At 60.3% G+C, this 25,287-nt stretch carries 23 protein-coding genes; 11 read left to right on the forward strand and 12 right to left on the reverse strand.

Annotation, left to right across the window (positions count from 1 at the left end; translation table 11 throughout):
* Positions 1-70 precede the first annotated feature (70 nt).
* The 4 genes from HMPREF2792_RS10510 to HMPREF2792_RS10525 are packed head-to-tail and all read left to right on the forward strand — an operon-like array spanning position 71 to position 7,623.
* Positions 71-1,486 carry a decaprenylphosphoryl-beta-D-ribose oxidase gene (locus HMPREF2792_RS10510; RefSeq protein ID WP_070533447.1) on the forward strand — a complete coding sequence of 472 codons (1,416 nt, stop codon included), beginning with the start codon at positions 71-73 and terminating at the stop codon, positions 1,484-1,486.
* Between the two features lie 14 nt (positions 1,487-1,500).
* A complete protein-coding gene (locus HMPREF2792_RS10515) occupies positions 1,501-2,259 on the forward strand; it encodes a decaprenylphospho-beta-D-erythro-pentofuranosid-2-ulose 2-reductase (RefSeq protein ID WP_070533449.1) in 759 nt (252 codons plus the stop codon).
* A gap of 38 nt (positions 2,260-2,297) precedes the next feature.
* Positions 2,298-4,250: a galactan 5-O-arabinofuranosyltransferase gene (locus tag HMPREF2792_RS10520; protein WP_070533451.1), complete on the forward strand. Its 1,953-nt coding sequence runs from the start codon at positions 2,298-2,300 to the stop codon at positions 4,248-4,250.
* A 31-nt stretch (positions 4,251-4,281) separates the two neighbouring features.
* Entirely contained in the window at positions 4,282-7,623 is a 3,342-nt protein-coding gene (locus HMPREF2792_RS10525) for an arabinosyltransferase domain-containing protein (RefSeq protein WP_070533453.1), read from the forward strand.
* 3 nt (positions 7,624-7,626) lie between these two features.
* On the opposite strand, the gene HMPREF2792_RS10530 is transcribed toward HMPREF2792_RS10525, so the two are convergent.
* On the reverse strand, positions 7,627-8,457 hold the full coding sequence (locus tag HMPREF2792_RS10530) for an alpha/beta hydrolase (RefSeq protein ID WP_070533455.1): 831 nt from the start codon (positions 8,455-8,457) through the stop codon (positions 7,627-7,629).
* Between the two features lie 14 nt (positions 8,458-8,471).
* Positions 8,472-10,388: a M13 family metallopeptidase gene (locus tag HMPREF2792_RS10535; protein ID WP_070533457.1), complete on the reverse strand. Its 1,917-nt coding sequence runs from the start codon at positions 10,386-10,388 to the stop codon at positions 8,472-8,474.
* A 42-nt stretch (positions 10,389-10,430) separates the two neighbouring features.
* Here HMPREF2792_RS10535 and HMPREF2792_RS10540 point away from each other — a divergent pair, with 42 nt between their 5' ends.
* Complete coding sequence (locus HMPREF2792_RS10540; RefSeq protein WP_070533458.1) at positions 10,431-10,922, forward strand: hypothetical protein; 492 nt, start codon at positions 10,431-10,433, stop codon at positions 10,920-10,922.
* Entirely contained in the window at positions 10,919-11,761 is an 843-nt protein-coding gene (locus HMPREF2792_RS10545; RefSeq protein WP_070533460.1) for a PrsW family intramembrane metalloprotease, read from the forward strand. Before HMPREF2792_RS10540 ends, HMPREF2792_RS10545 begins: the two co-directional genes overlap by 4 nt.
* Position 11,762: 1 nt before the next feature.
* Here HMPREF2792_RS10545 and HMPREF2792_RS10550 read toward each other — a convergent pair whose 3' ends face one another.
* Both HMPREF2792_RS10550 and HMPREF2792_RS10555 read right to left on the reverse strand, forming a co-directional pair.
* Positions 11,763-12,365 (reverse strand): zinc metalloprotease, encoded by a 603-nt coding sequence (locus HMPREF2792_RS10550; protein ID WP_070533462.1) that lies wholly within the window; start codon positions 12,363-12,365, stop codon positions 11,763-11,765.
* A 101-nt stretch (positions 12,366-12,466) separates the two neighbouring features.
* Entirely contained in the window at positions 12,467-13,240 is a 774-nt protein-coding gene (locus HMPREF2792_RS10555) for a hypothetical protein (RefSeq protein ID WP_070533464.1), read from the reverse strand.
* A gap of 323 nt (positions 13,241-13,563) precedes the next feature.
* Here HMPREF2792_RS10555 and HMPREF2792_RS10560 point away from each other — a divergent pair, with 323 nt between their 5' ends.
* Positions 13,564-14,823: an HNH endonuclease signature motif containing protein gene (locus HMPREF2792_RS10560; RefSeq protein WP_070533531.1), complete on the forward strand. Its 1,260-nt coding sequence runs from the start codon at positions 13,564-13,566 to the stop codon at positions 14,821-14,823.
* Positions 14,824-14,870: 47 nt separating this feature from the next.
* On the opposite strand, the gene HMPREF2792_RS10565 is transcribed toward HMPREF2792_RS10560, so the two are convergent.
* The 6 genes from HMPREF2792_RS10565 to HMPREF2792_RS10590 form a co-directional block, all read right to left on the reverse strand.
* Positions 14,871-15,128, reverse strand: coding sequence for an MGMT family protein (locus HMPREF2792_RS10565; protein WP_232748534.1), 258 nt, complete (start codon positions 15,126-15,128; stop codon positions 14,871-14,873).
* Positions 15,129-15,141: 13 nt separating this feature from the next.
* Positions 15,142-15,846, reverse strand: coding sequence for a VOC family protein (locus tag HMPREF2792_RS10570; RefSeq protein WP_070533468.1), 705 nt, complete (start codon positions 15,844-15,846; stop codon positions 15,142-15,144).
* Positions 15,846-16,124 (reverse strand): RNA-binding S4 domain-containing protein, encoded by a 279-nt coding sequence (locus HMPREF2792_RS10575; protein WP_046648682.1) that lies wholly within the window; start codon positions 16,122-16,124, stop codon positions 15,846-15,848. The genes HMPREF2792_RS10570 and HMPREF2792_RS10575 overlap by 1 nt, the downstream gene beginning before the upstream one ends.
* Before the next feature lie 19 nt (positions 16,125-16,143).
* Positions 16,144-16,764: a LysE family translocator gene (locus HMPREF2792_RS10580; protein WP_070624719.1), complete on the reverse strand. Its 621-nt coding sequence runs from the start codon at positions 16,762-16,764 to the stop codon at positions 16,144-16,146.
* 107 nt (positions 16,765-16,871) lie between these two features.
* Positions 16,872-17,564 (reverse strand): SDR family oxidoreductase, encoded by a 693-nt coding sequence (locus HMPREF2792_RS10585; RefSeq protein ID WP_070533472.1) that lies wholly within the window; start codon positions 17,562-17,564, stop codon positions 16,872-16,874.
* Positions 17,565-17,569: 5 nt separating this feature from the next.
* Positions 17,570-18,106: an NADPH-dependent FMN reductase gene (locus HMPREF2792_RS10590; protein ID WP_070520320.1), complete on the reverse strand. Its 537-nt coding sequence runs from the start codon at positions 18,104-18,106 to the stop codon at positions 17,570-17,572.
* An 82-nt stretch (positions 18,107-18,188) separates the two neighbouring features.
* Here HMPREF2792_RS10590 and HMPREF2792_RS10595 point away from each other — a divergent pair, with 82 nt between their 5' ends.
* The 3 genes from HMPREF2792_RS10595 to HMPREF2792_RS10605 are packed head-to-tail and all read left to right on the forward strand — an operon-like array spanning position 18,189 to position 22,157.
* Positions 18,189-19,331, forward strand: a complete 1,143-nt coding sequence (locus HMPREF2792_RS10595) for a Fic family protein (protein ID WP_070533474.1) — start codon at positions 18,189-18,191, stop codon at positions 19,329-19,331.
* Between the two features lie 23 nt (positions 19,332-19,354).
* Positions 19,355-19,954, forward strand: coding sequence for a sugar O-acetyltransferase (locus HMPREF2792_RS10600; protein WP_230307917.1), 600 nt, complete (start codon positions 19,355-19,357; stop codon positions 19,952-19,954).
* Positions 19,955-19,961: 7 nt separating this feature from the next.
* Entirely contained in the window at positions 19,962-22,157 is a 2,196-nt protein-coding gene (locus tag HMPREF2792_RS10605; RefSeq protein WP_070533478.1) for an ATP-dependent RNA helicase, read from the forward strand.
* On the opposite strand, the gene HMPREF2792_RS10610 is transcribed toward HMPREF2792_RS10605, so the two are convergent.
* Positions 22,154-22,930 (reverse strand): TSUP family transporter, encoded by a 777-nt coding sequence (locus tag HMPREF2792_RS10610; RefSeq protein WP_369822000.1) that lies wholly within the window; start codon positions 22,928-22,930, stop codon positions 22,154-22,156. The two genes, HMPREF2792_RS10605 and HMPREF2792_RS10610, sit on opposite strands and share 4 nt — an antisense overlap.
* Positions 22,931-22,946: 16 nt before the next feature.
* Here HMPREF2792_RS10610 and HMPREF2792_RS10615 point away from each other — a divergent pair, with 16 nt between their 5' ends.
* Positions 22,947-23,999, forward strand: coding sequence for an AbrB family transcriptional regulator (locus HMPREF2792_RS10615; RefSeq protein ID WP_369821998.1), 1,053 nt, complete (start codon positions 22,947-22,949; stop codon positions 23,997-23,999).
* Here HMPREF2792_RS10615 and HMPREF2792_RS10620 read toward each other — a convergent pair.
* Positions 23,979-25,229: an ATP-binding protein gene (locus HMPREF2792_RS10620; protein ID WP_070533481.1), complete on the reverse strand. Its 1,251-nt coding sequence runs from the start codon at positions 25,227-25,229 to the stop codon at positions 23,979-23,981. The genes HMPREF2792_RS10615 and HMPREF2792_RS10620 overlap by 21 nt on opposite strands.
* Positions 25,230-25,287 lie beyond the last annotated feature (58 nt).

Genomic DNA, 25,287 nt, shown 5'->3' on the forward strand with positions numbered 1-25,287 from the left:
TCACGCCACAGGCACTGTCACCTAGGTAGGGTAGAGAACCGACCCATCACATCGAATCAAAGAGTAAGAGATGGAACTGCATACTACTGAGAAGTCCCTCCACGGTTGGGGCCGCACGGCGGCGACAACCGCCCACGTTTTGTCTACCCCAGACGTCGACGTCATCAAGACGGCCGTCGCCCAGGTGGCTGAGGACAACGCTGATAAGCCCGCCCACCTGCGCCGTGGCGTCATCGCCCGCGGTATGGGCCGTTCCTACGGTGACCCCGCGCAAAACGCCGGTGGCCTCGTCATCGACATGCAACCCCTCAACAAGATCCACTCCATCGATCCGGAGTCGGGCATTGTCGACGTCGACGGTGGCGTCACCCTTGACCAGCTCATGAAGGCCGCTCTGCCCTACGGCCTGTGGGTTCCTGTCCTGCCGGGTACCCGCCAGGTCACCATCGGCGGCGCTATCGGCCCGGACATCCACGGCAAGAACCACCACTCCGCCGGTTCCTTTGGTAACCACGTCACCTCCATGGAGCTGCTCGTCGCCGATGGCCGCGTCCTACATCTGAGCCCAGAGGGCTCAGATGAGGATCCAGAAGGAGATCTTTTCTGGGCCACCGTCGGCGGCATGGGCCTGACCGGCATCATCCTGCGCGCGCAGATCAAGATGACCAAGACGGAAACCGCCTACTTCATCGCGGATACCGACCGCACCGATAACCTCGATGAGACCGTGGCCTTCCACTCCGATGGCTCGGAGCACAACTACACGTACTCCTCCGCGTGGTTCGACGTTATCTCCCCGGAGCCGAAGCTGGGCCGCTCCACCATTTCGCGCGGCTCTTTGGCCACCTTGGAGCAGCTCGAGGAGTTCGCCCCGAAGCTGGCGAAGGACCCACTGAAGTTCAATGCTCCGCAGCTGATGACGGTTCCGGATATCTTCCCGAACTTCACCATGAACAAGCTCTCCCTCATGGCTATCGGTGAGGCTTACTACCTCATGGGCTCCCCGGCGCGTAACCAGGTCAAGAACCTCACGCAGTTCTACCAGCCGCTGGATCTCATCGGCGAGTGGAACCGTGGCTACGGTTCCAACGGCTTCCTGCAGTACCAGTTCGTGGTGCCGACCGACGCCGTCGAGCCCTTCAAGGAGATCATCCGGGACATGCAGCGCTCCGGCCACTACTCCGCGCTCAACGTGTTCAAGCTCTTCGGCCCCGGAAACAAGGCCCCGCTGTCCTACCCGATGCCAGGCTGGAATGTCTGCGTGGACTTCCCCATCAAGCCGGGCCTGGGCGCCTTCCTCGACGATCTGGATAAGCGCGTCATGGAATTCGGCGGCCGCCTCTACCTGGCCAAGGAGTCCCGCACCTCGGCGGAGAACTTCCACAAGATGTACCCGGGCCTCGAGGGCTGGCTCAAGACCCGCAACGACATCGACCCGACCGGCGTCTTCGCCTCCGATATGTCCCGCCGCCTCGAGCTGCACTAGAAAGGAATCACCTCATGCTGAATGCAGTAGGCCAAGCACAACACATCCTCCTTCTCGGCGGCACCTCCGAAATCGGCTTGGGCATCGTCGAAGAATTCCTCGAGCGCGGCCCGGCCAAGGTCACCCTCGCGGCACGCGCCAACTCCCCGCGTATCGCGGATGCCCGCGCGACCATCGAGTCCCGCGGCGGCGACGTCGAGGTCATCGACTTTGACGCGACTGACTTCGAGGGCCACGGGGACGTCGTCAAGCGCGCCTTTGAGCGCGGCGACGTCGACGTTGCCATCATCGCCTTCGGCACCCTCGGTGACCAGGAAGAACTGTGGCAGGACCAGGCCAAGGCCGTCGCCTCCGCCCAGACCAACTACACCGCACCGGTCTCCCTCGGCGTCTTGCTCGGCCAGAAGTTCAAGGAGCAGGGCCACGGCACCATCGTGGCGATCTCCTCCGTCGCCGGCATGCGCGTGCGCCGCTCCAACTTTGTCTACGGCGCCTCCAAGGCCGGCGTGGACGGCTTCTTCATCAACCTCGGTGAGGCCCTGCGCGGCTCCGGCGCCAACGTGCTCGTGGTCCGCCCGGGCCAGGTCCGCACCAAGATGTCGGCGGAAGCCGGCGAAGCGCCACTGACCGTCAACGTCTCCGACGTGGCCAAGGCCACCGTCAAGGCGGTCCTGGACGGCAAGCAGTCCATCTTCGTGCACCCGCTGTTTGAGTACGTGTCCTTGGGATTCAAGTTCATCCCGCAGGCGATCTTCCGGAAGCTGCCTTTCTAAAGTTCCGCTATGTCCACGGCGTGTGGGAAACTACTTACATGACTGAGTCTCCCACCATGTCGTCTCCCGCCGTGTCCCCCACCATGGAATATGACGTCGACCGCCTATCGCGTCGCGCCACCCTCGTGGGTATCGCCGCCGCCGCTCTAGGTGGCGGCCTTGTCACGCTTCTTGGCTTCTTTGCCTTCAAAACGGTCTCCCTCCCGGCGTTCAGTACGTCGATGGTGACCCGTGCGTTGAGCACGGCGGGAACTGCGCTCACCGTTCTGCTGGTGGGCGCTCTGTGCGCGTGGTGGGTGATTGGCGCTTCGCCGCGCCCCCGTTGGCGGACGTGGCTCACCACCGCTGTGTGCTACATGTCGCCCGCGCTGCTCACGCTGACCAGCATCGGCCTGCCTCTTGCGGCCTCCCGCCTGTGGCTCGACGGTGTCCAAGTCGACCAGGTATTCCGCACCCAATTCCTCACCCGCGCCACAGAAGCCAGCTCCTATGCGGACATGAACTACGAGGGCCTGCCCACCTTCTACCCGCTGGGCTGGTTCTGGTTGGGCGGCCGGCTGGCCAACATCCTCAACATGCCCGGCTGGGAGGTCTACCAACCCTGGAGCCTCATCTCCCTGGCTGTGGCCGGGTGCATCCTGGTTCCGCTGTGGCAGCGGCTTGCCGGTTCCCTACCTGTGGCCACCGCCATTGCCTTGACCACCACAGCGGTGACCCTGACCATCGGCGCTGAAGAACCGTATTCCGCGGTCATCGCAATGGGCGTACCAGCGGTAGCTGTCCTGTGTTCACACGCCTTCTACGGCTCCTCGTGGTTCTCCGCCGCCGCAATCGCCATCTACCTCGGAATCTCCGCCTGCTTCTACACGCTGTACACGGGAGCCGTGGCGCTTACCATCGTCAGCCTCATTGCACTCGTCACGTGCGTGGGCGACCGTACGTGGACTCCCCTCGTGCGCCTCGCCGCCATCGCGGCCGGATCCCTGGCCATCGCCGCGATTGCTTGGGCACCGTATCTGCACGCCGTCCTGCACACCACCGCCCCGCTAGAATCCACCGCGCAGCACTACCTGCCGGAGGAGGGCACCCAAATCCCGGCGCCCTTCCTCTCTTTGTCCGTCATCGGCGCCCTCAGCCTTATTGGCCTGATCTACCTCATCTTGCGCGTCGATGAGCCCGAAATCCGAGCTATGGGCACCGCGCTCGTCGGTACCTACCTGTGGACTTTAGCTTCCATGGTCATGACTCTTGCCGGCAGCACGCTGCTGGGCTTCCGCCTGGAGCTGATGGTCGCGGTGCTCTTCGCCACGGCGGGCATTCTCGCGCTGGCCGACGTCCGCCTCATGGGCCTGCCCACCCTCTACCCGGCGGGCATTACTGAGACCACCAGCAAGCGCGTGACCCTGGTCTTTGCCATCATCATGGGGCTGGGCGGTATTTACTATGCGCAGCAGATCCCCGCGACGAACGTGACCGCCTTGGATCACGCTTATACCGATACCGACGGCTACGGGGAGCGCGCGGACCGCTACACCAGCGATTCTTCCGCTAATTACGGAAAGATCCGTGAGTTCATCGACGCCCAGGGCTACGCGGCCGACGACACCGTCGTCCTCACGGACGAAAAGCTCTTCATGGCCTATAACCCCTACTACGGGTTTAACGCCTTCACCAGCAACTATGCCAACCCGTTGGGAGAGTTCAGCACCCGTAACCTGCAGATTGAAGAGTGGGCTTCCAATTCCTGGGACCAGACTCCGAAGGAATTCTCGCATTCCCTCGAGTCTTCACCGTGGCGCGGCCCAGACGTGCTCATCTTCCGCGGTGATATCGAAGAACCCGGGGATGGCTACAAGACGCACTTGGCAGAAGACATTTACCCCAATCAGCCCAACGTGCGCTACCGCGCGGTGTTCTTCAACCCGGAGGTCTTTGAAGAAGGCTGGACCACTAAACAAATTGGCCCCTTCGTCGTCGCGGCCAGATCTTAATAAGCCATGGCGGTGACGTAGACTGATCGCCGTGTCAGATCGGAATACCTCTTCACTGCGAGCACCGCAGTCTCTGCGGCTCACCGCCATCATCGCTGGATTCATCGGTTTCCTGTGCTTTGTGGCCACGCCGCTGCTGCCGGTGAACCAAACCCAATCTTCCTTCGATTGGCCCCAGCAGGAGTCCCTGCAGTCCATCAACGCCCCGCTCATCTCGGTGGCGCCGGAGGAGATCGATGCAGAGATCCCTCTGAAGGCCGTCGATAAGCTGCGCGATGGCCAGGACCTGCTTTACGGCACCGTGCCCCCAGAGTCCAAGAAGGCCTCCAACCGCGGCATGTTTGTCCGCGCCGGCGAGGATGGTCTCTCGGTGACCAGCCTCGATGAGGTCATTTTCTCTCTCACGGCCGAGCAGGTGGCGAAGCTGCCTGAGGACTCCACGCTCCGCATCCAATCCACCGGTGACGGCACCACCGTCTCCTTGGGCAAGCACAAAGAGACCTCCGAGGAGGATCTCCGCCCTCAGGTCACCGGCGTCTACACCGAAATCGACGACACTCCGGAGAACCTCGCCGAGCTTGGCGACGACCTCCGCATCCACGTGGAGATCAACTCCCGCTTCACCTCCTCCCCGACACCGCTCAAGCTCATCGCCATGTGGCTGGGCCTGGCCATGGTGGTCATCAGCCTGGTCTGCCTGTGGCGAATCGACCGCCTCGATGGCAAACGCCTCGGCTTCATGCCCGAAACCTGGAAGCAGATCCGCCCGCTCGATGGCGTCGTGGCGGCTGTTCTCGGCTGGTGGTACATCTTCGGTGCTAATACCTCCGACGATGGCTTCATCCTCACCATGGGACGCGTTTCCGATCACGCGACCTATATGGCGAACTACTACCGCTGGTACGGCGTCCCCGAGGCCCCGTTCGGCGCGCCGTACTACGACCTCGTGGCATGGCTGGCGCAATTCTCCAGCGCGTCTATCATCGTGCGCCTGCCTGCGCTTATCTCAGCGCTCATCATCTGGTTTATCTTGTCGCGCGAGATGCTTCCGCGCTTCGGCGCTCGCGTCAACGAGCGCCGCCTGGCGCACTGGACCGCCGCGTTCATGTTCCTGGCTTTCTGGCTGCCCTATAACAACGGCATCCGCCCCGAGCCCATCGTGGCCCTCGGCGTCATGCTGACGTGGGCCTCTTTCGAGCGCGCCATCTCCACCCAGCGCCTCCTTCCGGCGGCGGTGGGCACCATCATCGCCACCATCACCCTGGCCGCTGGCCCCACCGGCCTCACCGCGGTGGGCATCTTCCTGGTCTGCCTGCCCGCCCTGTTCCGCATCATGGGCAAGCGCGCTCCCCAGATCGGCTGGACAGCTCTCATCGCCCCGTTCCTTGCCTGCGGCACCGCTGTCATGGTCGCTGCCTTCGGGGACCAAACGCTGGCGTCGGTCCTCGAATCCACTCGCGTGCGTTCCACGGTCGGCCCGTCCCTGCCGTGGTACTCGGAGTTCGTGCGCTACTCCACGCTCTTCGAGCCCTCCGTGGACGGCTCCCTGACGCGCCGTTTTGCCATGTTCACCATGCTCTTCTGCTTGGCGCTCATCATCTATGCCTTCATCAAGGACCACCGCGTCGTCGGTGCGGAGGCAGATCCCACCAAGCGCCTGCTGGCCATCATGGCGCTCTCGGCCTTCTTCCTCATGTTCACGCCGACGAAGTGGACGCACCACTTCGGCATTTACGCCGGTGTCGCCGGTGTCATCGCCGCGCTCGGCTCGGTGGTCCTTTCCCAGATTGCCATGCGCTCCCCGCGTGCCCGGACCTTCTCCATCGCCGCGGTGATCTTCCTCCTGGCCATCTCCCTGGGCGGCTGGAACGCCTGGTGGTACGTGTCCTCCTTCGGCATCCCGTGGTGGGACCGCACCGTGCAGTTCAAGGGCATCGAGGCCAACACCGTGGTGCTGGCCATCGCCATGGTGGTCCTGGCGATTGGCCTCTACCAGTCCCTGGTTCACAGCTATCGCAAGAACAAGGCCGAAGCCGCCGGCACCCTCGAGGAATTCGAGGCCGCCAATGCCGCCAAGGTCTCGCGCTGGGCGGGTGTCATGTCCGCACCGATTGCGGCGGCCTGCATTATCATCGTGGCCTTCTCGTGTGCCTCCTTTGCCAAGGGCTACGTGGCCCAGGCGGATTCCTACTCCGTGGGCAAGGGCAACCTGGCTTCCCTGCGCGGCGATACCTGCTCGCTGGCGGATTCCACCATGGTGGAGACCAACACCAATGAATCCTTCCTCACGCCAGTCGAGGGCGAATTCCAGGACTCGCTCGTTGACAAGAAGGAGGACAACTTCGGTTTCGGCCCCAATATGATCAAGGAAGATATTGAGCCGGAGAACCTCAACTCGGCGTCGGTAGGCGCTATTGCCAACACCACCAGTGATGACTCCGCTGCGTCTAACGAGCAAACCGAGACCGAAACTGAAGAAAAAGCAACCGAAGTCACCGACTCCTCCGCCGGCGGCGTGCGCGGAACCCTGGGTGTCAACGGCTCCGAGATGCACCTGCCGTTCAACCTGGATTACCGGAAGGTCCCGGTCATGGGCTCCTACGATGAATCGCAGCGCTCGACCGCCACCATCACCACCCAGTGGTATAACTTGCCGGAACCTGGCGAAAACACCCCCGTCCTCTCGGTCGCTGCCGCCGGCAAGATTTACCACCACGACGTCAACGGAGTGGAGCAGGAGGGCACCGAGCTCACCTTGGAGTACGGAACGCTCAAGGACGGCAAGGTCACCAACAAGGGTGAGGCCGAGCTTTCCGACGTCGGCGCGACCCCCAAATGGCGCAACCTCCGCATTGCTCTAGACGAGCTCCCGGAGGAGGCCAACGTTGTGCGCCTCGTCGCGGTAGACGATTCCACCGATGGAGACGATTGGATGGCGTTTACCCCGCCGCGCGTCCCGGAGCTTGCCACCATCAACTCCCAGTTCGATTCCTCTACCCCGGCACTCCTCGACTGGTCCGTCGCCCTGCAGTTCCCCTGCCAGCGCACCTTCGACCACTACGCCGGCGTGACCGAGATCCCGCAGTTCCGCATTCTTCCCGACGCCGCCGCACAAACCTCCCTCACGGACTTCCAGTCCTTCTCCGGTGGTGGTGCGCTGGCAACCGCGGAGGCAGTGAACTACTCCTATGAGATCCCGAGCTACCTCAACAACGATTGGGCGCGCGACTGGGGCTCCATTGAAAAGTATGAGCTGCGCACCAACTCCCGCGGCGAGGCCCCGCTCGAGGCGGACATCGACCAAGAAATTATCCAGCGCTCCGGTCTGTGGAAGAACTCCGAGATGAAAATTCGCCCGGAGGGCGAGCAGTAGGGATTAAAGAAACTCGGCCGAATCTTTAATGCGCTGCCGCGCCACGGCCGGGGTGGAAATACGGTGCATAGACACGTACTCCGCGGTCTGTGCACCGGGAATCTCCACGCGCTCAGCAATCTCGTCCTGCGCCGCGGTCTGGACCAAGATGTCGGAATACAGCTCCGGCAGCTTCTCAACATCGAGGACGTAGTCACCGCGGATCTCCTCCGGGAGCTTGGTCAGCGCGCCGAAGTCGGGGAAGGTGAGGAGGAGGGCGTCGGCAGGCACCAGCGCTGCGAGCGCCCCACCGGAGGAATATCCCCACACCGTCACGCGGTTGGCCCCATGGTCGCGCGCATAGTCGACGGCCGCCTGAACCGACTGAACCATTTCCGCCACGGTGTGCTCCGGCGCCAACGGGTAATCGATATCAATGATCGTCGTGCCCGACAACTGCGCTGCGGCAGCAACTTCGGGCCGCCATTGCATTTCTAGCGCCTTGCCGTCACCGCGCCACCAGCCGCCGGAGTGCAGCGACACCGCCCAGCGACCATTCGGCTCAGACGGCCTAAAAATCGCTCCAACCTCAGAGTCTTCAACGCTCACGCCTTCCGTAAAAACGGTGCCGGGCAGCGAGTGATCCACCGCAGATCCCAGCACCATCATGGAGGCCTGCACGATACGGTCCGGCAGCAGCGCGCAGTAGCGGTCCGCCTCCGGCGAACCTCCACCGGCCCACGGCGGGCGGAAATCCGGCAGCGGGTAGTGCACCTCCATGTAGGAGGAGAGCTGCTCGAGCTGTTGTTCTGGACTTAGCTGGCGATCCTGGCCGCCGATATTCCACTCACTCATGGCCCCCAAGGGTACTACCAGATGGTGACGCGCTCCTCTGGGACAAGACCACCCTCGACATCAAAAGCCTCGTAGAATTCGTCGATGTTCTCGGCGATGATGTTGCAGCGGAACTCCGCCGGCGAGTGCGGGTCAATGGCCAGGTACTGCGTGGCCATCTCCGGACGAATAGCAGTGCGCCACACGCGCGCCCACGCCAGGAAGAAGCGCTGCAGACCGGTGTACTCGTGCTCTGCCAATTCCGGCTCAGCACCCTCGGCCTCAAACGGCGCTACCTGGCCGTTGATGTCCAGGCCCTTGTCGGCGCAGTAATTCTTGTAGGCCACCACAGCAATCCCCAGTCCACCCAGGTCACCGATGTTCTCCCCCAGGGTGAAGCTGCCGTTGACGCCCGCGGAATCGGTGCCCTCCAGCACCTTCGGCACCTGGCCCTGGAACTGGTCCACCAGCTTCGCGGTCAACTTCTCGAAGGCCGCGCGGTCCTCATCCGTCCACCAGGAGTTGAGGTTGCCCTGGCCGTCATACTGCGAGCCCTGATCATCAAAGCCATGCCCAATCTCGTGGCCAATCACCGCGCCGATGGCACCGAAGTTCTCCGCCGCGTCCGCGTCCGGGTTGTAGAACGGCGGGCGCAGAATCGCCGCCGGGAAGGTGATGTCATTGACTACTGGGTTGTAGAAGGCATTGACCGTCTGCGGGGTTGCGAACCACTCGTCGCGGTCGGCCGGCTTACCAATCTTGGCCAGCTCATAATCGTGGCTCCACGCGCTGCCTGCCCGCACATTGGCCACTAGGTCCGCACCCTTGGGTGAAAACTCCAGGTCGGAGTAGTCACGCCAAGTATCTGGATAACCGATCTTGGCCTTGAACTGCGAGAGCTTCTCCAGCGCGCGCTCACGAGTGGCCGGGGTCATCCACTCCAGCTGCGAAATCCTCTCGCGGTATGCGGAGGTAAGGTACCCCACCAGCTCATCCATCTCGGCCTTCGAGGACGGCGGGAAGTGCTTGTCCACGAAGACCTTGCCAATCTCCTGGCCCACCATGTTCTCTGCCAGGCCCACGGCGCGCTTCCAGCGGTCACGCTGCTCGGTAGCGCCAGAAAGCTTGGTTCCGTAGAACTCGAAATTCTTCCTACCGATCTCCTCAGTAAGGTACGGCGCGCGCGACAGCAGAATGTGCCACGTGGCCCACAGCTGCCAATCCGCCATGCGGCCGGCGGTAAACAGCCCCTCCAGGTGCTCAAAATACGATGGCATCATGGCCACCGCGCGGTGCTCCGGCAGTCCCCCACCGTTCAGGATGGCGCGGGTGATGCTGGGCAGCTTGGCGACGTCCACCGGGTTATACGTCTTCACCGCATCACGGGAGGCCACCACATCCCAATGCCCTGCAGCAATTTCCTTTTCCAGATTCACGATGCGGGTAGCTGCAACCTCCGCCCCCAAGCCGAAGAGGCGAGCCGGATCCAGGAATCCAAGCATCGCTGCGACGTGCTTCTCGTAGGCCTCAAGCGTCTCCGCGTGGGCTTCCTCGCGGTAATAAGCCTCATCCGGCAAACCCAAGCCAGACTGAACAATATAGGCCACTGCCTCCTCGGAACCGGAGTCCTTTTCTACCCAGAAGGTAACCGGGGCGCCGACGCCCTCGCGCTCCAGCACGCCCAGGTTGTGCGCCAGCTCTTCCGGGTCCGCCGCCACCAGCTTGTCCAAATCTTCAGCCAAAGGCGCCGTTCCCGCAGCGTTCACTCCCTCAACGTCCATGTGGGAGGAATACACGATCCCCGGACGGCCTTCGTCTTCCTTAACGATGTCATGGACGAGTTCCTCGGCTTCGTCGCGAAGCGCGTGAAAAGTCCCGTCAACACCGCGGTCATCGGGAATAACGTGGGACTCAATCCAGGGGCCATTAACAAACTGATACAGATCCTTCATGCACTTCACTCTATGTCAGATGTACCCATTAGTGTGGTGTGCATGACTTCTTATCGTTTCCCGCCAGCGAAGATGACGGGGCCGTTTTTCGCTGTGCTTGGGGTGACCCTCCTCGTGCTCGGCATGCCCGCCGTCCTCAGCCTGGCGCTGCCGGACCACGATCCTGAAACCGAGCCTGTCGTCCTCGATGATCCTGAGTGGCGTCAGCCTATCGACGGCGTCGCATGCAGCGTGAACTACGATTCCGTGGCCAACCAGGCGTGGGATTGCGGCGATACCTTGGTCGAGGCCTACCTCACCTCTGATGTCGACGATGACGAGCTGGCCCTGCGCCGAGCTGTGCGCGCCACGACCTTCGGGTCGATGCCGAAAGAAGAAGTAGAAAACCAAGACGGCATCCTCATACTGCGAACGTATACATACATCCCGGTCGTTGCCTTTAGCGTGGCCAAGGACGATCTCAACTACGAGCTCGTCTTTTCAGACGGAAACCCAGAAGAAATCGCCGATCAGTTTATGGAGGCCTTCAAGTGAGCAAGATCTTCCGCGTGGCGCTGTGGGTCATCATTGGCATCTGCCTCCCCGCAGCTCTGATCAATCTGTTTGGTGCTTTCCTCGTTGCCCCGCTGCCGGGCCTAATAAGCCTGCTGATCGGCTTTGCTTTCTTGGCGCTGGGGCTGTATCTATGGCGCTTGAGCCCAATGTGGGCATCACCTGCCAAGGGATGGGCCACAGCCAGCGTGCTGTGGGGAGCCGGCACCGCGGTGTCTTTGGCGCTCCTATCAGCACTTCCGTTCAGCTCCCTCACCAAAGGAGTGGGCTGGGAGGAATCCATGATGTCATGGTCCGGAGCTTATCCGGAGGAGTTCGCCAAGGCGCTGGGCGTGGTTTTTGTGTTACTCAGTTTCCGCCAGCTCAACCGCCCTTGGCATGGTTTCATCGTCGGCGCGCTTGTAGGCTGGGGTTTCGAGGTCTTTGAGAACGTCCTCTACGCCTCTCTCGGCGCCGTCATGCACCCGACGTCTGATTGGATTGGCATGCTACAGATGTGGGGGCTCCGCCTTGTGGCGGGCCCAGGCCTACACATGTCACTGACGGCCATCGCAGGCTTTGGCATCGGCTGGGCCATTTACGCCGCCCACAAAACGTGGTGGTGGCGCCTCGGAGTGGGCGTGGGCGCGCTTTTTGTTTCCTTCTGTCTCCACTTCGCGTGGAACTACATGTGGGATGAAACGTGGCAGCTGGTCACGCAGTACATCGTGGTCGCGCTCATCCTCTACCCCATCGTCATCACCCTGGGGCTTCGCGCCCACCGCCTAGCCAAGGCGGACGATACCTACTCGCACTCGCCCGGCTCAGCCAGCCTGCGCTGAATTAGTCAAACTGCCCCTGCAGGACAGCCACGGCGTCAAGCGGAGTTACGTGATAGGAAATGGGGTTCTGGTTTGCGCCGGCCATGAGGGCGTGGGCGCAGGAGTGGCCCGCTCCCATCATGTGGCCGAGCTCGTGAGCGATGGTTCCCTGAAGCGCCTCTGGGTACTGAGCGGTGGCCGCCTTGATGAAGAGCATCCCGTGGTCCGGGTAGGCCGTACCCTGGACGTAGCCATTCGGCTCCGGCTTATAGATGATGGCGATGGTGTCATCATCGGCCTCGGACGGCGCTACTTCCTTCAGAGAAGCCTTACCGTCGAGAGCATCGTTCCACTCAGCTACGGCGGCATCGAGCTGTTCGCGGTACGGGAAGTCATCCGCCACCTTGTACTTAAGCACGCCGCTCTTGAAGTAGGAAGGAACGGAATCAGCATCGTGCAGAATCGACGGATCCGGAACCGGCTTTCCTTCGTTTGCCAACTTGGTGATGGAGGCGCATGTAGCAGGGGAAATGAGCGAACGAGTTTGGTCGCTCTTCGCCGAAGCTGACGGGGCAACGGTCAAAGCCACAACAGCAATGGCCGTAATGGACAGGGCCTTACGCATAGGGAAATACCTTTCGGGTTAGTAGTCGCTTATTTGGTAGCCGAGAATATATTAATTTCTCAGTTTCCGCAAAGGTAAAACTTAGCTAAACCCGTGGCCAATCAGCACACGTGCGATGAACTAGGCACAGCGCGCTTCAGCTCCGCACACGTCCTATCGCGCAGGTCCTGAGGGGGCGTCGGCAAGCTCGGCGCTTGCGGCTGTACCTCCACCGCGCCGAGCACATCTGCGGTGAGGTCCGCGGGGGATCCGTAGGTATTTGCCGCCACACTATACCCAGGACCGAAAGAGGCGCTCGCATGCACCTGCCGGTCATCTGACCACCCAAATTTCGTTCCGATAATGCCCGGAATCCGCGCGGTGCCGAAGTCCTGACGATATCCGTCGGATGCCACAGGCGCTGCCGTCGCCATACCTTTCATGAGCGGTGCAGCAACTGGGTCACCAGATATCACCCCAATAAAGCGAGCGAGATCCTCCGTCGACGTCGTGGTATTGCCCCAGTAGTCGTTGTGATGGGTCTCCCCCAAGCGGTATTCCCCGATGATGGAAGGTATGGCCTGTGGGTACTTCCGCTCCAGGTCGCTAGCGGTGCCATCCTCAGAGAAGCGAACCATGTTTTCCACCCGCGCTTTATCCTCCGGCGCGCCATATTTCAGGACCCACATTCCTAGGTACAGCTTCGCGAGGGATAGCGCAGGACGAGACTTGTGACCATTTCCGGTGGAAACCGAGTTTCCGTCGGCATAGCGCACGGTCATTTGAGTGCGTGGCGGAACCTTTCCAGGATCAAACGTCAGGGCCTGGGCGGAGGGCGCAGCGACGGTCGCTAGCGCAAGACCAGCAATAAGGGAGCGGAGTTTAAGCACTTTCATAGATTAACTCAAGCCACAGCTTCAACAGGTTTGATTGGGGCATAAACGTCGCTGCCCTAGGGATTCAGCGCACACTTCCCCACGCTAGGGTTCGAACATTTATTTTATTAGCTTCTTACCCAACAAACCCCTCCCAACGAAGCTCAAAGCGGCGGAAGGCTGGGTAAATGCAATACCGGTAGGCACATGCACCTCTCTAATCACAACTTTCCGCCAGGGTATAGACTTTCCAAACGGTACAGAATAAACTCATTTTTCGAAACAGGATTCGGACAGTGGGGGTTCGGTCCTTCTCAATATCTCTAACGAAAGAGGGGGTTGAATTGTCTTCCACTACAGAAGCCGTTGTTTTCTATTTCTCTCATTCCAATCCGAACGACCCGGTCTGCATGAAAGGTAAAGCCATACGCCAAGCAGACTACGAGTTTTGGTCTAGCGTCCTTCCCGCCTTGGACGAGGACTCAGATACAGCGTGCATGCGCCTTGGGCTAAAGACCGGCAAGGCGGCCGGGGCGGTTGCTCGCATAATCATGGGGATTTACCGCCTGAAAGAGCTACCCCAGCTCAAGGCCCTGCAAGATGCAGATTTTTTGCTGGACTTACCCGCTTTGATTGCCATCGACCAGGTCATGGCTAAACTCGGCCAACCTTCCACTGAGGTAGTAGCCGCCATTGACGCTGCGTTGGCCCGTTGGCTTACGCCTACGAAGCCAAATCAGGTATTTCCCACCACGTCGCAGATTCGTCGCCGCATGCGTGACCTTGTCAAGGTCCATGATGACTCCATCGCAGTGGAGGATAAGCGCACAAAGAATCGATATTCCATTCTCACCCGCGACCAACGCGCCACCATAGAACTAGAGGTGGATAGCAGCGTTGGAATCATCATCCATGAGGCCATTAAGGCAGCTGCTGAAAAGCATGAGGTGTCTATGGCAGAAGCACTTATCCTCTTAACGACTGGAAAGGTAGAACCAGAAGCTGCCCGAGTAGTGCTCCACACTTATCAAGCGAGTGATGTCGAAGACGCGCCAGTATATGTAGAAGGGCACGGCTGGCAGGTAGAGAGAATCCCAGCACAAGCCGTAACGAAAAGGGACTTGAGCACCAAGCCAGAAGCCACTAATGGCTACGGACCAGCCACGTTGGTTCGCAAATATGTTGAAGGGCGCGATGGCACATGCCGTGCAGCTGGCTGCGGAATGCCGGCGTGGCTGTGTCAGTTAGACCACCGTATTAACTACGCCGATGGTGGGCCAACGCATCCAGACAACATGGTGGCGTTGTGCCAGCATCACCACAACATGAAGACCGATGGGCGGGCGTTCTATTTTTTGGACCCCGATACCGGGGATGTGGTCTGGCTCTTTGAGGATGGAACCTGGGCAATCACGGAACCTTCCGGGCCACTAGCCCCAAAGAACAAGCGCTGGGCGCGAAGCGTTGCGCAAGATATTGAAGGTTACCGCGCTAGGAAGCACCGGGAAGCTCAGGAGCTTAAAGCCGAGCTAGATCAAGAACAGCAAGCAAACACAAATAAGAAGACCGCTTATGGCAAGGGAGATGAAGAAATCCCCTTCTAGATAACTAGGTTCGTCGCTTAAAACGACGAACCACATTGGCGCTCAGCTTAGAGGAGGTAATTGAGGTCCGCCGCATCCAGCCCGCATTCAGCGAGCACCACACTGTCGCCGCGGTGTGGAATGCCTTCGGCATCCCAATGGGCTTGGGCAGCGGAGGTGTGCGCGCGACCAGTACTGTTGACCACACGCCACCAGGGCAGATCTTCGCTTTTCGCCATCACCCAGCCCACATAGCGCGCGCCGACCCCTACGACTTTGGCGATCTCTCCGTAGGTGGAGACGTTGCCAGGCGGAATGCGGAGCACAACTTCCGTGACCCTAGAGCTCGACGGGTTCTTCAGGGGCATCCTCGACCTCGCACAAGGTAAGCGTCGCACCCGTGGAATCCTCAATCAGGCACAATCGGCCGAATGGTGAATCGTGGGGCTCGCGGATAACCTGCCCGCCATTCTCCACAACAGCCTTCGCTGCTTGCTCGATGTCCCGCACACCCAAGTATGTTTGCCAGAAACTCGGCAAACCTTCCGCATGCCAGAACCCAGCGAAGGCAGCGCCTTCTTCCTCCGCAACCGCATAATGCTCATCACCACGGATTTCCCAATCGAAGAGCTCACCATAAAAGTCCAGCGCTGAGTGAAAATCCTCCGAGACCGTCAGCTCGTGCCACACCGGGGTGCCAGGCTCACCGCCGGCGACGAAGCGGTCGAGCTCCGGCTGCGTCAAGCCAAACATGGCACCGGACTTGTCGAGTACGAGCGCCAGCGGGGCACCTAAAGCGAGGATTTTTCCGCCGAGTTGTTCTACTCGGGCGCAATCGGCTTCCAAGTCGCGGGAGAGGAAATAGGTAGCCCAGGTGTCTTGACCCGGAACAATTTCTGCGATCGGCAGACCTTGAAGGCGGGCGATGCCATCTTCGAATTCCCAGCCCAGCACGGCCGAGTAAAACTTCTCGGAGGCTTTCACATCAGAACTGGCCAGAGTAATCCAGTAGGGCATTCCTACTTCAGCTTCAAAAGCGGGCATTAAAGGTTCCTCCACTTCTCCGGGTCGAAGTCATCATCGGCGGTGGCCTCATCAAAATAATCGTCGTCGTCTTCGACGACGCGGGCGCAAGTGTCGGAGACGCAGATGACGTCGCCAAGCGCCAGCGTTGCTCCGCGCTGCTTAGTCACTTCCCCATTGACGGTGACCTGCCCCTGCTCGATGAGTTCTTTGGCCTCTCCCCCGGTGGCGACCAAGGAGGCCAGTTTGAGGAACTGGCCGAGCTTAATGGATTCTCCCTTAATTGAGACTTCTAGCATGTTGACCAGCATACCCAGCTCAAAGCGCAAGAATTCCCTCTGCCAGAATGATAACGCCAAGCAGGGCAAACACAACTCCGCTGAAGATATCTACCCCAGCGGAGTTCTTTGCCATCCACTTCGCCACTGCACGGGTGCTCAACGCTACGCCGACGAAAATAATGAGGCTTTCAATAACCAACACAGAGCCAACCGTGGCATTCGCGCTCAAGCCCATGCCCGGATCGATGAAGTTGGCGAAGATAGCGCCGAAGAAGATGAGCACCTTGGGATTAGAAAGATCGCTGACCAAGCCCATGCGGTACGCCGTGCCGAGTCTGATGATGCCGTCCGGGGTGAACCCGCGCGGTTGAGGATTCATGGTTGCTGGAGCACGACGCTCTTTAATGCCGCTGCTTATTGCAGAAAATGCCATCCATAGCAGATAGCTACCGCCGGCAATCTGCAGCGCCACAAGGATTTCAGGATGGGCCGAAATCAGCGCGGTAAGCCCCGCCAGCGAAGCAACGGTCCATATCATCAAGCCAGTCGTGCTACCTATTGCGGCCCACACCGCTGCACGCGTGGAACGCGCACCCAAACGAATAATCTGAACCACATCTGGCCCCGGCGAAGCCATCGCCGCGAACCACACACCCATCAAGGCCACTATGGCGCTGAAAGCCACCTAACACCCCCATACTCACATGCGTTTTCACTAACACATGCCACTATAAGAGGCGTCTCACCTGCAGCGAAACAGGTAAATTAGCTTTGCGTGCGCGGCTTAATAGTCATGGTGTCAATGTTGACGTGCTCCGGCAGGGACGCCACCCAACGCACTGCCTCAGCGATGTCTTCTGCGGTGAGGTTGAGCTCGCCGTCATAAACTTGTGCAGCACGTTTGGCGTCACCCCGAAAACGATTGAGGGAAAACTCCTCCGTGGCTACACGGCCCGGGTCAAGTTCGGTAACGCGAACGCCGTGCTCTTCAATACGCAGTGCACGAGAAATCACGCGGACGCCATGCTTGGCGGCATTGTAACCGGAACCGCCCTCGTAGACGTTCCACCCGGCCACGGATCCCATGTTGATAATGAGCCCGCCCCGCAGCTTCGGCATGAGAGCCTGGATCATCCGAACGGTGCCAAGGACGTTGACGTCATACATCCACTGCCAATCCTCGATGGTGGTGTCCACGAGGGGCTCCAGGCCCTTAGCGCCACCGGCGTTGTTGACCAAGAGGTCAATGCGGTCGAGGTGGGAAACGAACTCGGCCACGGACTCGTCCGAGGTTACGTCGAGGGCATATGCCTCGCCGCCGATGTCATTCGCGAGGGCCTCAAGGCGCTCGACGCGCCGCGCGCCGACGACGACACGCCAGCCGTCAGCCGCCAACGCTCTTGCCGACGCCTCCCCAATCCCCGAAGACGCTCCTGTAACGACTGCCACTTTTTCCATGCGCCCTAGGATAGGGCTTCTTCCAGCTCGGCGCAGATGTTTTCGACGATTCCACTCTTGAAATCAGCCGGGGTGAAGGTGCCATCCTTCATGTCGGTATTTAGCGAGATATCCAACTGAGTGCGCAGCTGCGGCATGGAGAAGTTCGCCATGATAAGGCGCCACGCCTCTACCGCGCGGATGCCGCCGCTGAAGCTGTAGCCCACGTAAGCAATCGGCTTGGCCACCCACTCGGCACCGAGGGAATCAACGGCGTTCTTGAACGCGCCCGGCACGGAGTGGTTGTACTCCGGGGTGACGAAGATAAAGGCATCGCAGGAATCGATAGCATCGGACCAGGCCTGCACATTCGGGTCCTCGTAGTTTTTGTTTGCCGCCATAGGAATGACAGAGGTGGTGAGGATCGGGACATCGAAAGCCTTGAGGTCAATGAGCTCGTAGTCCACGTCGCGGCCCTGAGCGAGGTCGGTGACCCACTGGGCGATGGCCAGCCCGGCGCGGTCGTCGCGGGTAGAGCCGAGGATGATGCCGATTTTCGCCATTAAAGTACCTTTCTTAATTTGTTAACGCGTCAACGTCTGAGGGTACGCCGATATGTCGACGCAATCGACAAGTCACCCAGATATGTCGAAAATTCTAGAAAAAAACGACATATCCGCTCAACATGTCTATTCTTTTACCATGCCAACCTATAGCCCGGACACCCCCTACAATGGGCTTCCGCCCCTCCCACCAGCAGAAGTGGTGGAAACCGTTCCCGTGCTTAAGGCCATCATCGATGCTAAGGAAAAACTGGCTGAACTGCGTACGGCCTGCCAGCTCATTCTCAACCCGGAGATCATCACCTCAACGATTCCACTGCGTGAGGCTCGTGCTTCCTCCGAGATTGAGAACATCGTCACCACTAATGACGAGCTCTTCCGTGCGGCGTGGCACGTCGATGCTGAGCCGACTCCTGCCACCAAGGAGGCTCTTCGCTATAACGCCGCGCTCCACGCTGGACTTTCCTCGCTATCGCAGCGACCTCTATCCGAGAAGACGGCAAAAATCGTATGCAGCACCCTTCTAGATACTCAGGCCGAGGTGCGTTCACTTCCGGGCACATTTATCGGTAACCCTGTAACGAAGGAGCGGCTCTACACCCCACCTGAAGGAAAGGAGATTATCGAGGGCCATCTCGCAGCGTGGGAGGACTATATATATTGCAGCCACGACGTTGATTCCCTCGTAAAGATGGCACTGCTTCACTATCAATTTGAAGCAATCCATCCTTTCTACGATGGCAATGGGCGCACTGGACGAATCCTTAACGTCCTCTACCTCATTCAAGAAGATCTTCTTGAGCTGCCGGTTTTATACCTGTCCGGGTATATCGTCGACAACAAAGCAGACTACTATCGCTATCTCAACGCTGTTACAGCCAAGGGAGCATGGCAAGACTGGCTTCTCTTTATGATCCGCGGCGTTCACGCAGCGGCTGCCGACGCCTCCTCAATGATTACCCAGCTTCGGGCTATCCAGGAAAACACTGCGCAACGAATACGTTCTGCGGGCGTGATTAACCATCCGCTCGAGATGGCCGAGCTCATTCTTATCAAGCCCTATGTACGCATTACTGACGTGGTAGAGATGGGCTTCGTCAAACGCCAAACTGCCAGCGCGTGGCTGGCACATCTCGTAGATTTAGGAATCCTCGAAGAAATCCAACAAGGCCGCTCCAAGGTTTTCCTTCACCGTGCCGCTCTCGATGTTCTGACTCGAGACTAAGACGAGGGAATAGGATGGCTGACATGCATCACCCAGACGAAGGATCCTTTGAGCGCATGACCAGCGGGCAGTGGTTCATGCCCGGTGTCAACGAGGAGGTCAGCGCCGAACATCGCCGCGGCTTCCTGCTGGTCAAGGAGCTCAATGAGCTGCACAACACCAACCCAGAGCGCGCGAAGGAGATCTTGCGAGAGCTGCTTTCGCCCGAGTCCGAGGTTCCCGGGCTGCACGTCCCGCTCAACTTGGAGTATGGCTGCAATGTGACCATCGGAAAGGGCGTCTTCATCAACTTTGGCGCGACGATCCTGGCGCAGGCGCCTGTAACCCTCGGAAATCACGTCATGATCGGCCCGAACTGCTCGCTTATTACCGTGGGGCATCCTGTCAACGACCATGAGATGCGAGCAGAAGGTTGGGAGATTGCGAAACCTATCAGCGTCGGCGATAATACGTGGTTTGGTGCCAATGTCACTGTGCTGCCGGGCGTGACAATCGGCAAGAACTGCGTCGTGGGAGCGGGCACGCTGGTGACTAAGGATATCCCGGATAACTCGCTGGTCTTGGGCTCACCGGGACGTGTGGTGCGCAAGCTGGAGGACAACGAAGATAGGTGGGAGCGCTAGGATCTCGATGTTTGATCTCAAGGCGATCGGCAAAGGACTCCCCGTCCTAGAGACTATTGATTCGCTTCCTTCCGAAGGCCACGTCGTCGTCCAGGCCCCGCCCGGCACGGGTAAGACCACGCTCGTTCCGCCGGCGTTGGCGAACCAGGCAAACGGCAAGGTTCTCGTCACCGCACCACGCCGCGTGGCGGTGCGTGCCGCGGCCAACCGCTTGCAGGAGTTGTCAGGCCAGCGCATCGGCTATGCGGTGCGCGGTGATTCCCGCAAAGGCGCGGACGTCGAGTTTGTTACCCCAGGTGTTTTGTTACGCCGACTGTTGCGGGATCCGGAACTCACTGGTGTTGATTCCGTAGCCATCGACGAGGTGCATGAACGCCAGCTCGATACCGATCTGGTGCTGGGCATGTGCTTGGAGTTGGCTCAGCTCCGCGATGATTTCCGGGTCATTGCCATGTCCGCGACTGTCGACGCCTCTCGCTTCTCCCAGCTCATGGGAGGGGCGCCGATCCATTCCACCGAGGCCGTAACGTACCCGCTCGACATTTCCTATGAACCGATTCCGGGACGTGCCGCGGGCGATCGAGACTTTTGGAAAAGCGTGGCCAAGGTTGCCGCGCGGCAGCACGAGTCCACTCTGGTCTTTGTGCCGGGTGTGCGCGAGGTCAACCTGGTGTGTGATGCCTTGAGCGGCCACAACGTTTTCCCACTCCACGGCCGCCAAACCACGCAGGAGCAGGACGCGGCCCTGTATACGCGAGAACAGCGCATCGTGGTGGCGACGTCTATTGCGGAGTCCTCGCTGACCGTGCCGGGCGTGCGCACCGTCATCGATGCTGGATTGTCCCGCGTTCCCAAGCGGGATGCGCAGCGCGGGATGAGTGGGTTGGTGACGGTGTCGACGTCGAAAAGCAGCGCCGATCAGCGCGCTGGACGTGCCGGGCGTGAGGCGCCGGGTACCGTCGTCCGTTGCTATTCGCAGGAGGATTACCAGCACTTTTCTCCGCACGTGATTCCAGAAATCCTTTCCGCGGACCTCACGCAGGCAGCGCTGTTTATGGACTGTTGGGGCGCGGGACCGGACTTCCCCTTGCTTGATCAACCGCCGAAGGCCGCGCTTGCCGACGCCCACCGCACCCTAGATCTGCTTCATGCCACTGAAGAGTTGGCGCTTTTGCCGGTGCACCCGCGATGGGGCGCGGCACTGTTGAAGTACGGTGCGGGGGCAGCACGCACGATTGCTCGTCTGGATGATTCGGACCCGAAGCGGCTTGCCCGCCTGGTGCCCGACAAGGGGCCGGTGGACCCAGGCGTGGTGGTCGCTACCGCTTTCCCAGAGTTCGTGGCTAAGCGCGTGGGTGACAAGGAGTACTTGTTAGCGAGCGGTACCCGCGCGCGGCTACTCAACGGTGAACAGGGAGCTGACTGGTTGGCGGTGGCTGAGGTGTCGTTGGCGCAATCCGGTAACGCCGTCATTCGTGAAGCAGTGCCTATCGCGGACAAGGATGCGCTCGAGATCGTCGGCGTCACGGAGGAGACGCGAGCGTTTCTCGACGGCTCCAAGGTCCGCGGCGTGCGCGTGCGTGCGGCAGGTGCCATCGTGTTGTCGGAGACGCCAGTGAAGGTCTCTGGCGATGAGGCCGTGGAGGCATTGCGCAGGTCCGGACAGGGCTTAAGCTTGTTCCACTTCAGCGAGAAGGCCCAGAACCTGCGGGAACGTCTGCGGCATCTGTATCGGGCATACGGTGAGCCCTGGCCAGATATCGACAATGCCAACCTGGAGTGGCTGGAGCCGGAGCTGCATGATCTGGCTGCTGGGAAGCGCCCAGATATGTACCCGGCCCTGCAGCGCTTGCTGCCGTGGCCCGAAGCCAGCCGCTTGGATGAGCTCGCTCCGGAACGTTTGCCGGTGCCGTCCGGGCGTGATGCAAGGATTGATTGGTCCGGCGAGCGCCCGGTGGTTTCCATCAAGTTGCAGGAGTGTTTTGGTTTGGCGGAGTCCCCCGAATACTGCGGCCACCGCGTGCAATTCCATCTACTGTCTCCCGCCGGGCGGCCGCTCGCCGTCACCGATGATTTGGCGAGCTTCTGGTCCGGGCCCTATGCCGGGGTGCGCGCCGACATGCGCGGGCGCTACCCCAAACACCCGTGGCCCGAGGACCCGTGGAATGCGGTGGCCACCGCAAAGACGAAGAAAAGGATTTAACCCCACTGCTGCCAGGCTAGGTACACGCTCATCACCACGACGAGGGTGAGGAGTGCATAGCGGATGAGCTTGGTGCCTCCGCCGAGGACTGTTCGCGCGCCCAGCTGCGCGCCGAGGATATTTGCTGCTGCGAGAACTAAGGCAAGGCCCCATACCACGTGCCCGCCCAGGATGAAGGCGATGAGCGCGCCAACGTTGGTGCACGTGTTGACCACCTTGGACATCGCGGCGGAAGTAAGGAAGTTCTGGGAGAAGATGGCTGTAAATGCCATGATGAGGAACATGCCGGTGCCGGGGCCAAAGACGCCGTCGTAGAAGGCAATGGCCGCCACGGCGGCTAACCCCGCCCACGTGCGCCAACCGCCGCGGATTCCCTCTCCTTCGCCGCTTCCGAAGCTTGGACGGAAAGCAACGAAGGTACCCACCGCCACCATGAGCACGATGATGACTGGGCGCATGATGTCTTTGTCGATGAGCGCGACCGCCGTGGCGCCGAGGCTGGAGCATACAAGGGCAAGAAGGCCCATACGGATGAGCTCGCCCTTCGGCGGGCGGACTTTCTTGACGAGCGTAATGGCCGCTGACGCTGTGCCAGATACCGCCGCCACCTTGTTTGTGGCTAGGGCGGCGGCGGGAGCAAGCTGCGGTGCCACCGCCATGATGAGCGGAATAAGGACGAGGCCGCCGCCACCAATAACGGCGTCGATCCATCCGGCCACGGCAGCTCCAATAGTGAGAATCGCCCAACCACTCAATCCAAAGCCCATGACCATCATTAAACTCGATTGCATGTCTGTGCGTGCAAGGTGGGCCATCGTTGCCCCGGGATCTGTGGCTCTCGGGGCAGTATTCAGCTACCTGCACGTGCCCGCCGCCTGGATTCTGGGCGCCATCGTGGTCTCCGGCGCCATGGCACTGACGACGGGCAAGGAACTCACCGTCAACGATCGCTTCTATGCTGTCGCTCGCGGTTTCATCGGAATGATGGCGGGCATACCGCTGACTCTTGTGCCTGCCTCCACCCTCATTGGCTTTGTGCCGGCTGCGGTGACGATGTCCCTTATCACCGTGCTTATCGGTGTCGCCGGCGGTGTTCTGCTACACCGCTCACAGCCGAAGGATATTTCCTGGGAGACGGGCATTTTATCCATGCTGCCCGGCGGGGCCTCGCTCATGCCCGCGCTGGCTAGCGAGCTGGGTGCGGACTACCGCTACGTGGCGCTGACGCAATATCTGCGCCTTCTGGCGGTGTCGGTATCGCTCCCTTTGGTGGTTTCTTTGTTAGATGCTCCTGCGGGCGAAGGCGTCGACATGAGCGTTGACGGCGAGGTCACGTGGTGGATTGTGCTGCTGACCCTCGCTATCGCCGTGGTTGGTGAGAAGCTAGGCAAGCTCGTGCGTTTGCCTGCGGCTGCGGTGCTAGGTCCGCTCATCTTGACGGTGCTGGTCGCGCAGATTATCCCAGCCGGCCACACTTTGGAGCCGCTCTACGTGTTCAAGATCATGGCATTCATGTCCATCGGCTGGGTCTGCGGTGGCGGGCTTTCCGTGCCGGCCTTGCGGGCCTTCGCCAAGCAGCTGCCCGCGACGATCCTCTTCATTGTCGTGGTCATCGGCGTGTGTGCGCTGACCGCCCTGCCATTGACCGCATGGCTGGACATCACCTACTTTGAGGCTTACCTCGCCACCTCGCCCGGCGCGCTGGAGACGGTTCTCGCGCTGTCCGCAGAAGGAGGGGCGGGTCCCGCCGTGGTGGCCGTGCAGATTATCCGACTCATCATCGTGCTGGTCATCGCCGGCTACCTGCCGCAGATTCTGGGGCTATTCCGCAAGCGCCGCTAGTGGTACCACCCAGACCCCATCCGGACGTTGGAAAGCTGGACCGCTGGGAATCACAACTATCAGCGCTGCTGGAGGCGAAGAAAGCTTAGCGGCTACGTGCTTAAGGTGTGCTGCCGCTGCATCGACCTCGTTGTGCGAAAGTTTCGCCTCAAATCCCACCCACGAACCATCTCGAAGCTCCACTACTGCATCAATTTCTTCGCGCCCCTTCATATCCCTCAGGTGGAATACTCCGCGCGCACGCAGTGCCTGCGCATAGACGCGCAGATCGTGCACAAGTTGCGCCTCGAAGAGGATGCCTAATGTCTCTAAATCCCCAAGCAGTTTATCTGGACCCGTTCCCAACAAAGCAGCAGCCAAACCGGGATCGGCAAGCTGGCGTTTAGGCATTTGGACCATGGAAGTCTTCGACCTCGTACGCGGTGACCAAGCTGGTTGATCCTCAATAAGGAAGAGGCGCGTAGCAAAATCGTGAATGACGTTCACAGTTTCTGCGGCTGGTGTCGAGGTAGCGCTGCTGAGTTCTCCTATGCGTTTACGAATCGCTGCAGCGGTGGCCGGCTGGGCAACTAGTCCGGCATAGGCATGAAGGAAAGACTGGAAACGGCGCGGATCGCGGCGCGGTCCGCCAAGCTCCGGATAATCGTGCTCGCTCATCTCCGTGAGGTAGGATTCCATCCCTTCCTGCGCGTCGAGCGGATCAAGGTCAAAGAACTCCGGAAAACCACCAGCAACGATCCATCGGGCATAATCCGCCACGGTGGCGTCCGTCCCGGCTGTAGGCTCTTGATTGCCAGCAATGATGGCGCCCAGTGATACCCGCTCAGCAGCAAGTTCTCGCTCTGCCAAACTCAACGTGCGCAATTGAATAGAACGAATACGGCCTGCGCCCGAATGCCTGGTGGCATCGTCATTGGGCGTGGAGGAGCCTGTAAGGAGAAACTGTCCTTTCTCCGGTGAGTCATCAACTGCATGGCGCACTTCATTCCAGATAGCAGGGACAACCTGCCACTCATCAATAAGCCGCGGCCGCGCCCCTTGAAGCCCCAAAGCCGGTTGCATGCGCGCAAGGTTTGCTTCTGGGGAGTCACGGTCAAGTTGAATGACGGACTTTGCGAATTGGCGTGCTGTTGATGTTTTCCCACTTGCACGGGGGCCTTTGAGGAAGAGGGCTCCCGAAACACGGAGCCCTCTCTCGACTTCTGCATCAACGATTCGGGGCAGGTACATACCACGCATGTTAGCCCGACAAGTGGATAAATCCAAGAGTCAGGTGTGGATAAATCCA

The organism is Corynebacterium sp. HMSC068H04, assembly GCF_001811255.1.
In the GTDB taxonomy this organism is placed as follows: domain Bacteria; phylum Actinomycetota; class Actinomycetes; order Mycobacteriales; family Mycobacteriaceae; genus Corynebacterium; species Corynebacterium hesseae.

Coding starts and splice junctions, on each gene's coding strand:
- HMPREF2792_RS10510 (WP_070533447.1), top strand. CDS start 71: ATGGAACTGCATACTACTGAGAAGTCCCTCCACGGTTGGGGCCGCACG.
- HMPREF2792_RS10515 (WP_070533449.1), top strand. CDS start 1,501: ATGCTGAATGCAGTAGGCCAAGCACAACACATCCTCCTTCTCGGCGGC.
- HMPREF2792_RS10520 (WP_070533451.1), top strand. CDS start 2,298: ATGACTGAGTCTCCCACCATGTCGTCTCCCGCCGTGTCCCCCACCATG.
- HMPREF2792_RS10530 (WP_070533455.1), bottom strand. CDS start 8,457: ATGAGTGAGTGGAATATCGGCGGCCAGGATCGCCAGCTAAGTCCAGAA.
- HMPREF2792_RS10535 (WP_070533457.1), bottom strand. CDS start 10,388: ATGAAGGATCTGTATCAGTTTGTTAATGGCCCCTGGATTGAGTCCCAC.
- HMPREF2792_RS10540 (WP_070533458.1), top strand. CDS start 10,431: ATGACTTCTTATCGTTTCCCGCCAGCGAAGATGACGGGGCCGTTTTTC.
- HMPREF2792_RS10550 (WP_070533462.1), bottom strand. CDS start 12,365: ATGCGTAAGGCCCTGTCCATTACGGCCATTGCTGTTGTGGCTTTGACC.
- HMPREF2792_RS10555 (WP_070533464.1), bottom strand. CDS start 13,240: ATGAAAGTGCTTAAACTCCGCTCCCTTATTGCTGGTCTTGCGCTAGCG.
- HMPREF2792_RS10570 (WP_070533468.1), bottom strand. CDS start 15,846: ATGCCCGCTTTTGAAGCTGAAGTAGGAATGCCCTACTGGATTACTCTG.
- HMPREF2792_RS10575 (WP_046648682.1), bottom strand. CDS start 16,124: ATGCTAGAAGTCTCAATTAAGGGAGAATCCATTAAGCTCGGCCAGTTC.
- HMPREF2792_RS10580 (WP_070624719.1), bottom strand. CDS start 16,764: ATGGGTGTGTGGTTCGCGGCGATGGCTTCGCCGGGGCCAGATGTGGTT.
- HMPREF2792_RS10585 (WP_070533472.1), bottom strand. CDS start 17,564: ATGGAAAAAGTGGCAGTCGTTACAGGAGCGTCTTCGGGGATTGGGGAG.
- HMPREF2792_RS10590 (WP_070520320.1), bottom strand. CDS start 18,106: ATGGCGAAAATCGGCATCATCCTCGGCTCTACCCGCGACGACCGCGCC.
- HMPREF2792_RS10595 (WP_070533474.1), top strand. CDS start 18,189: ATGTCGAAAATTCTAGAAAAAAACGACATATCCGCTCAACATGTCTAT.
- HMPREF2792_RS10600 (WP_230307917.1), top strand. CDS start 19,355: ATGCATCACCCAGACGAAGGATCCTTTGAGCGCATGACCAGCGGGCAG.
- HMPREF2792_RS10605 (WP_070533478.1), top strand. CDS start 19,962: ATGTTTGATCTCAAGGCGATCGGCAAAGGACTCCCCGTCCTAGAGACT.
- HMPREF2792_RS10610 (WP_369822000.1), bottom strand. CDS start 22,930: ATGGTCATGGGCTTTGGATTGAGTGGTTGGGCGATTCTCACTATTGGA.
- HMPREF2792_RS10615 (WP_369821998.1), top strand. CDS start 22,947: ATGTCTGTGCGTGCAAGGTGGGCCATCGTTGCCCCGGGATCTGTGGCT.
- HMPREF2792_RS10620 (WP_070533481.1), bottom strand. CDS start 25,229: ATGTACCTGCCCCGAATCGTTGATGCAGAAGTCGAGAGAGGGCTCCGT.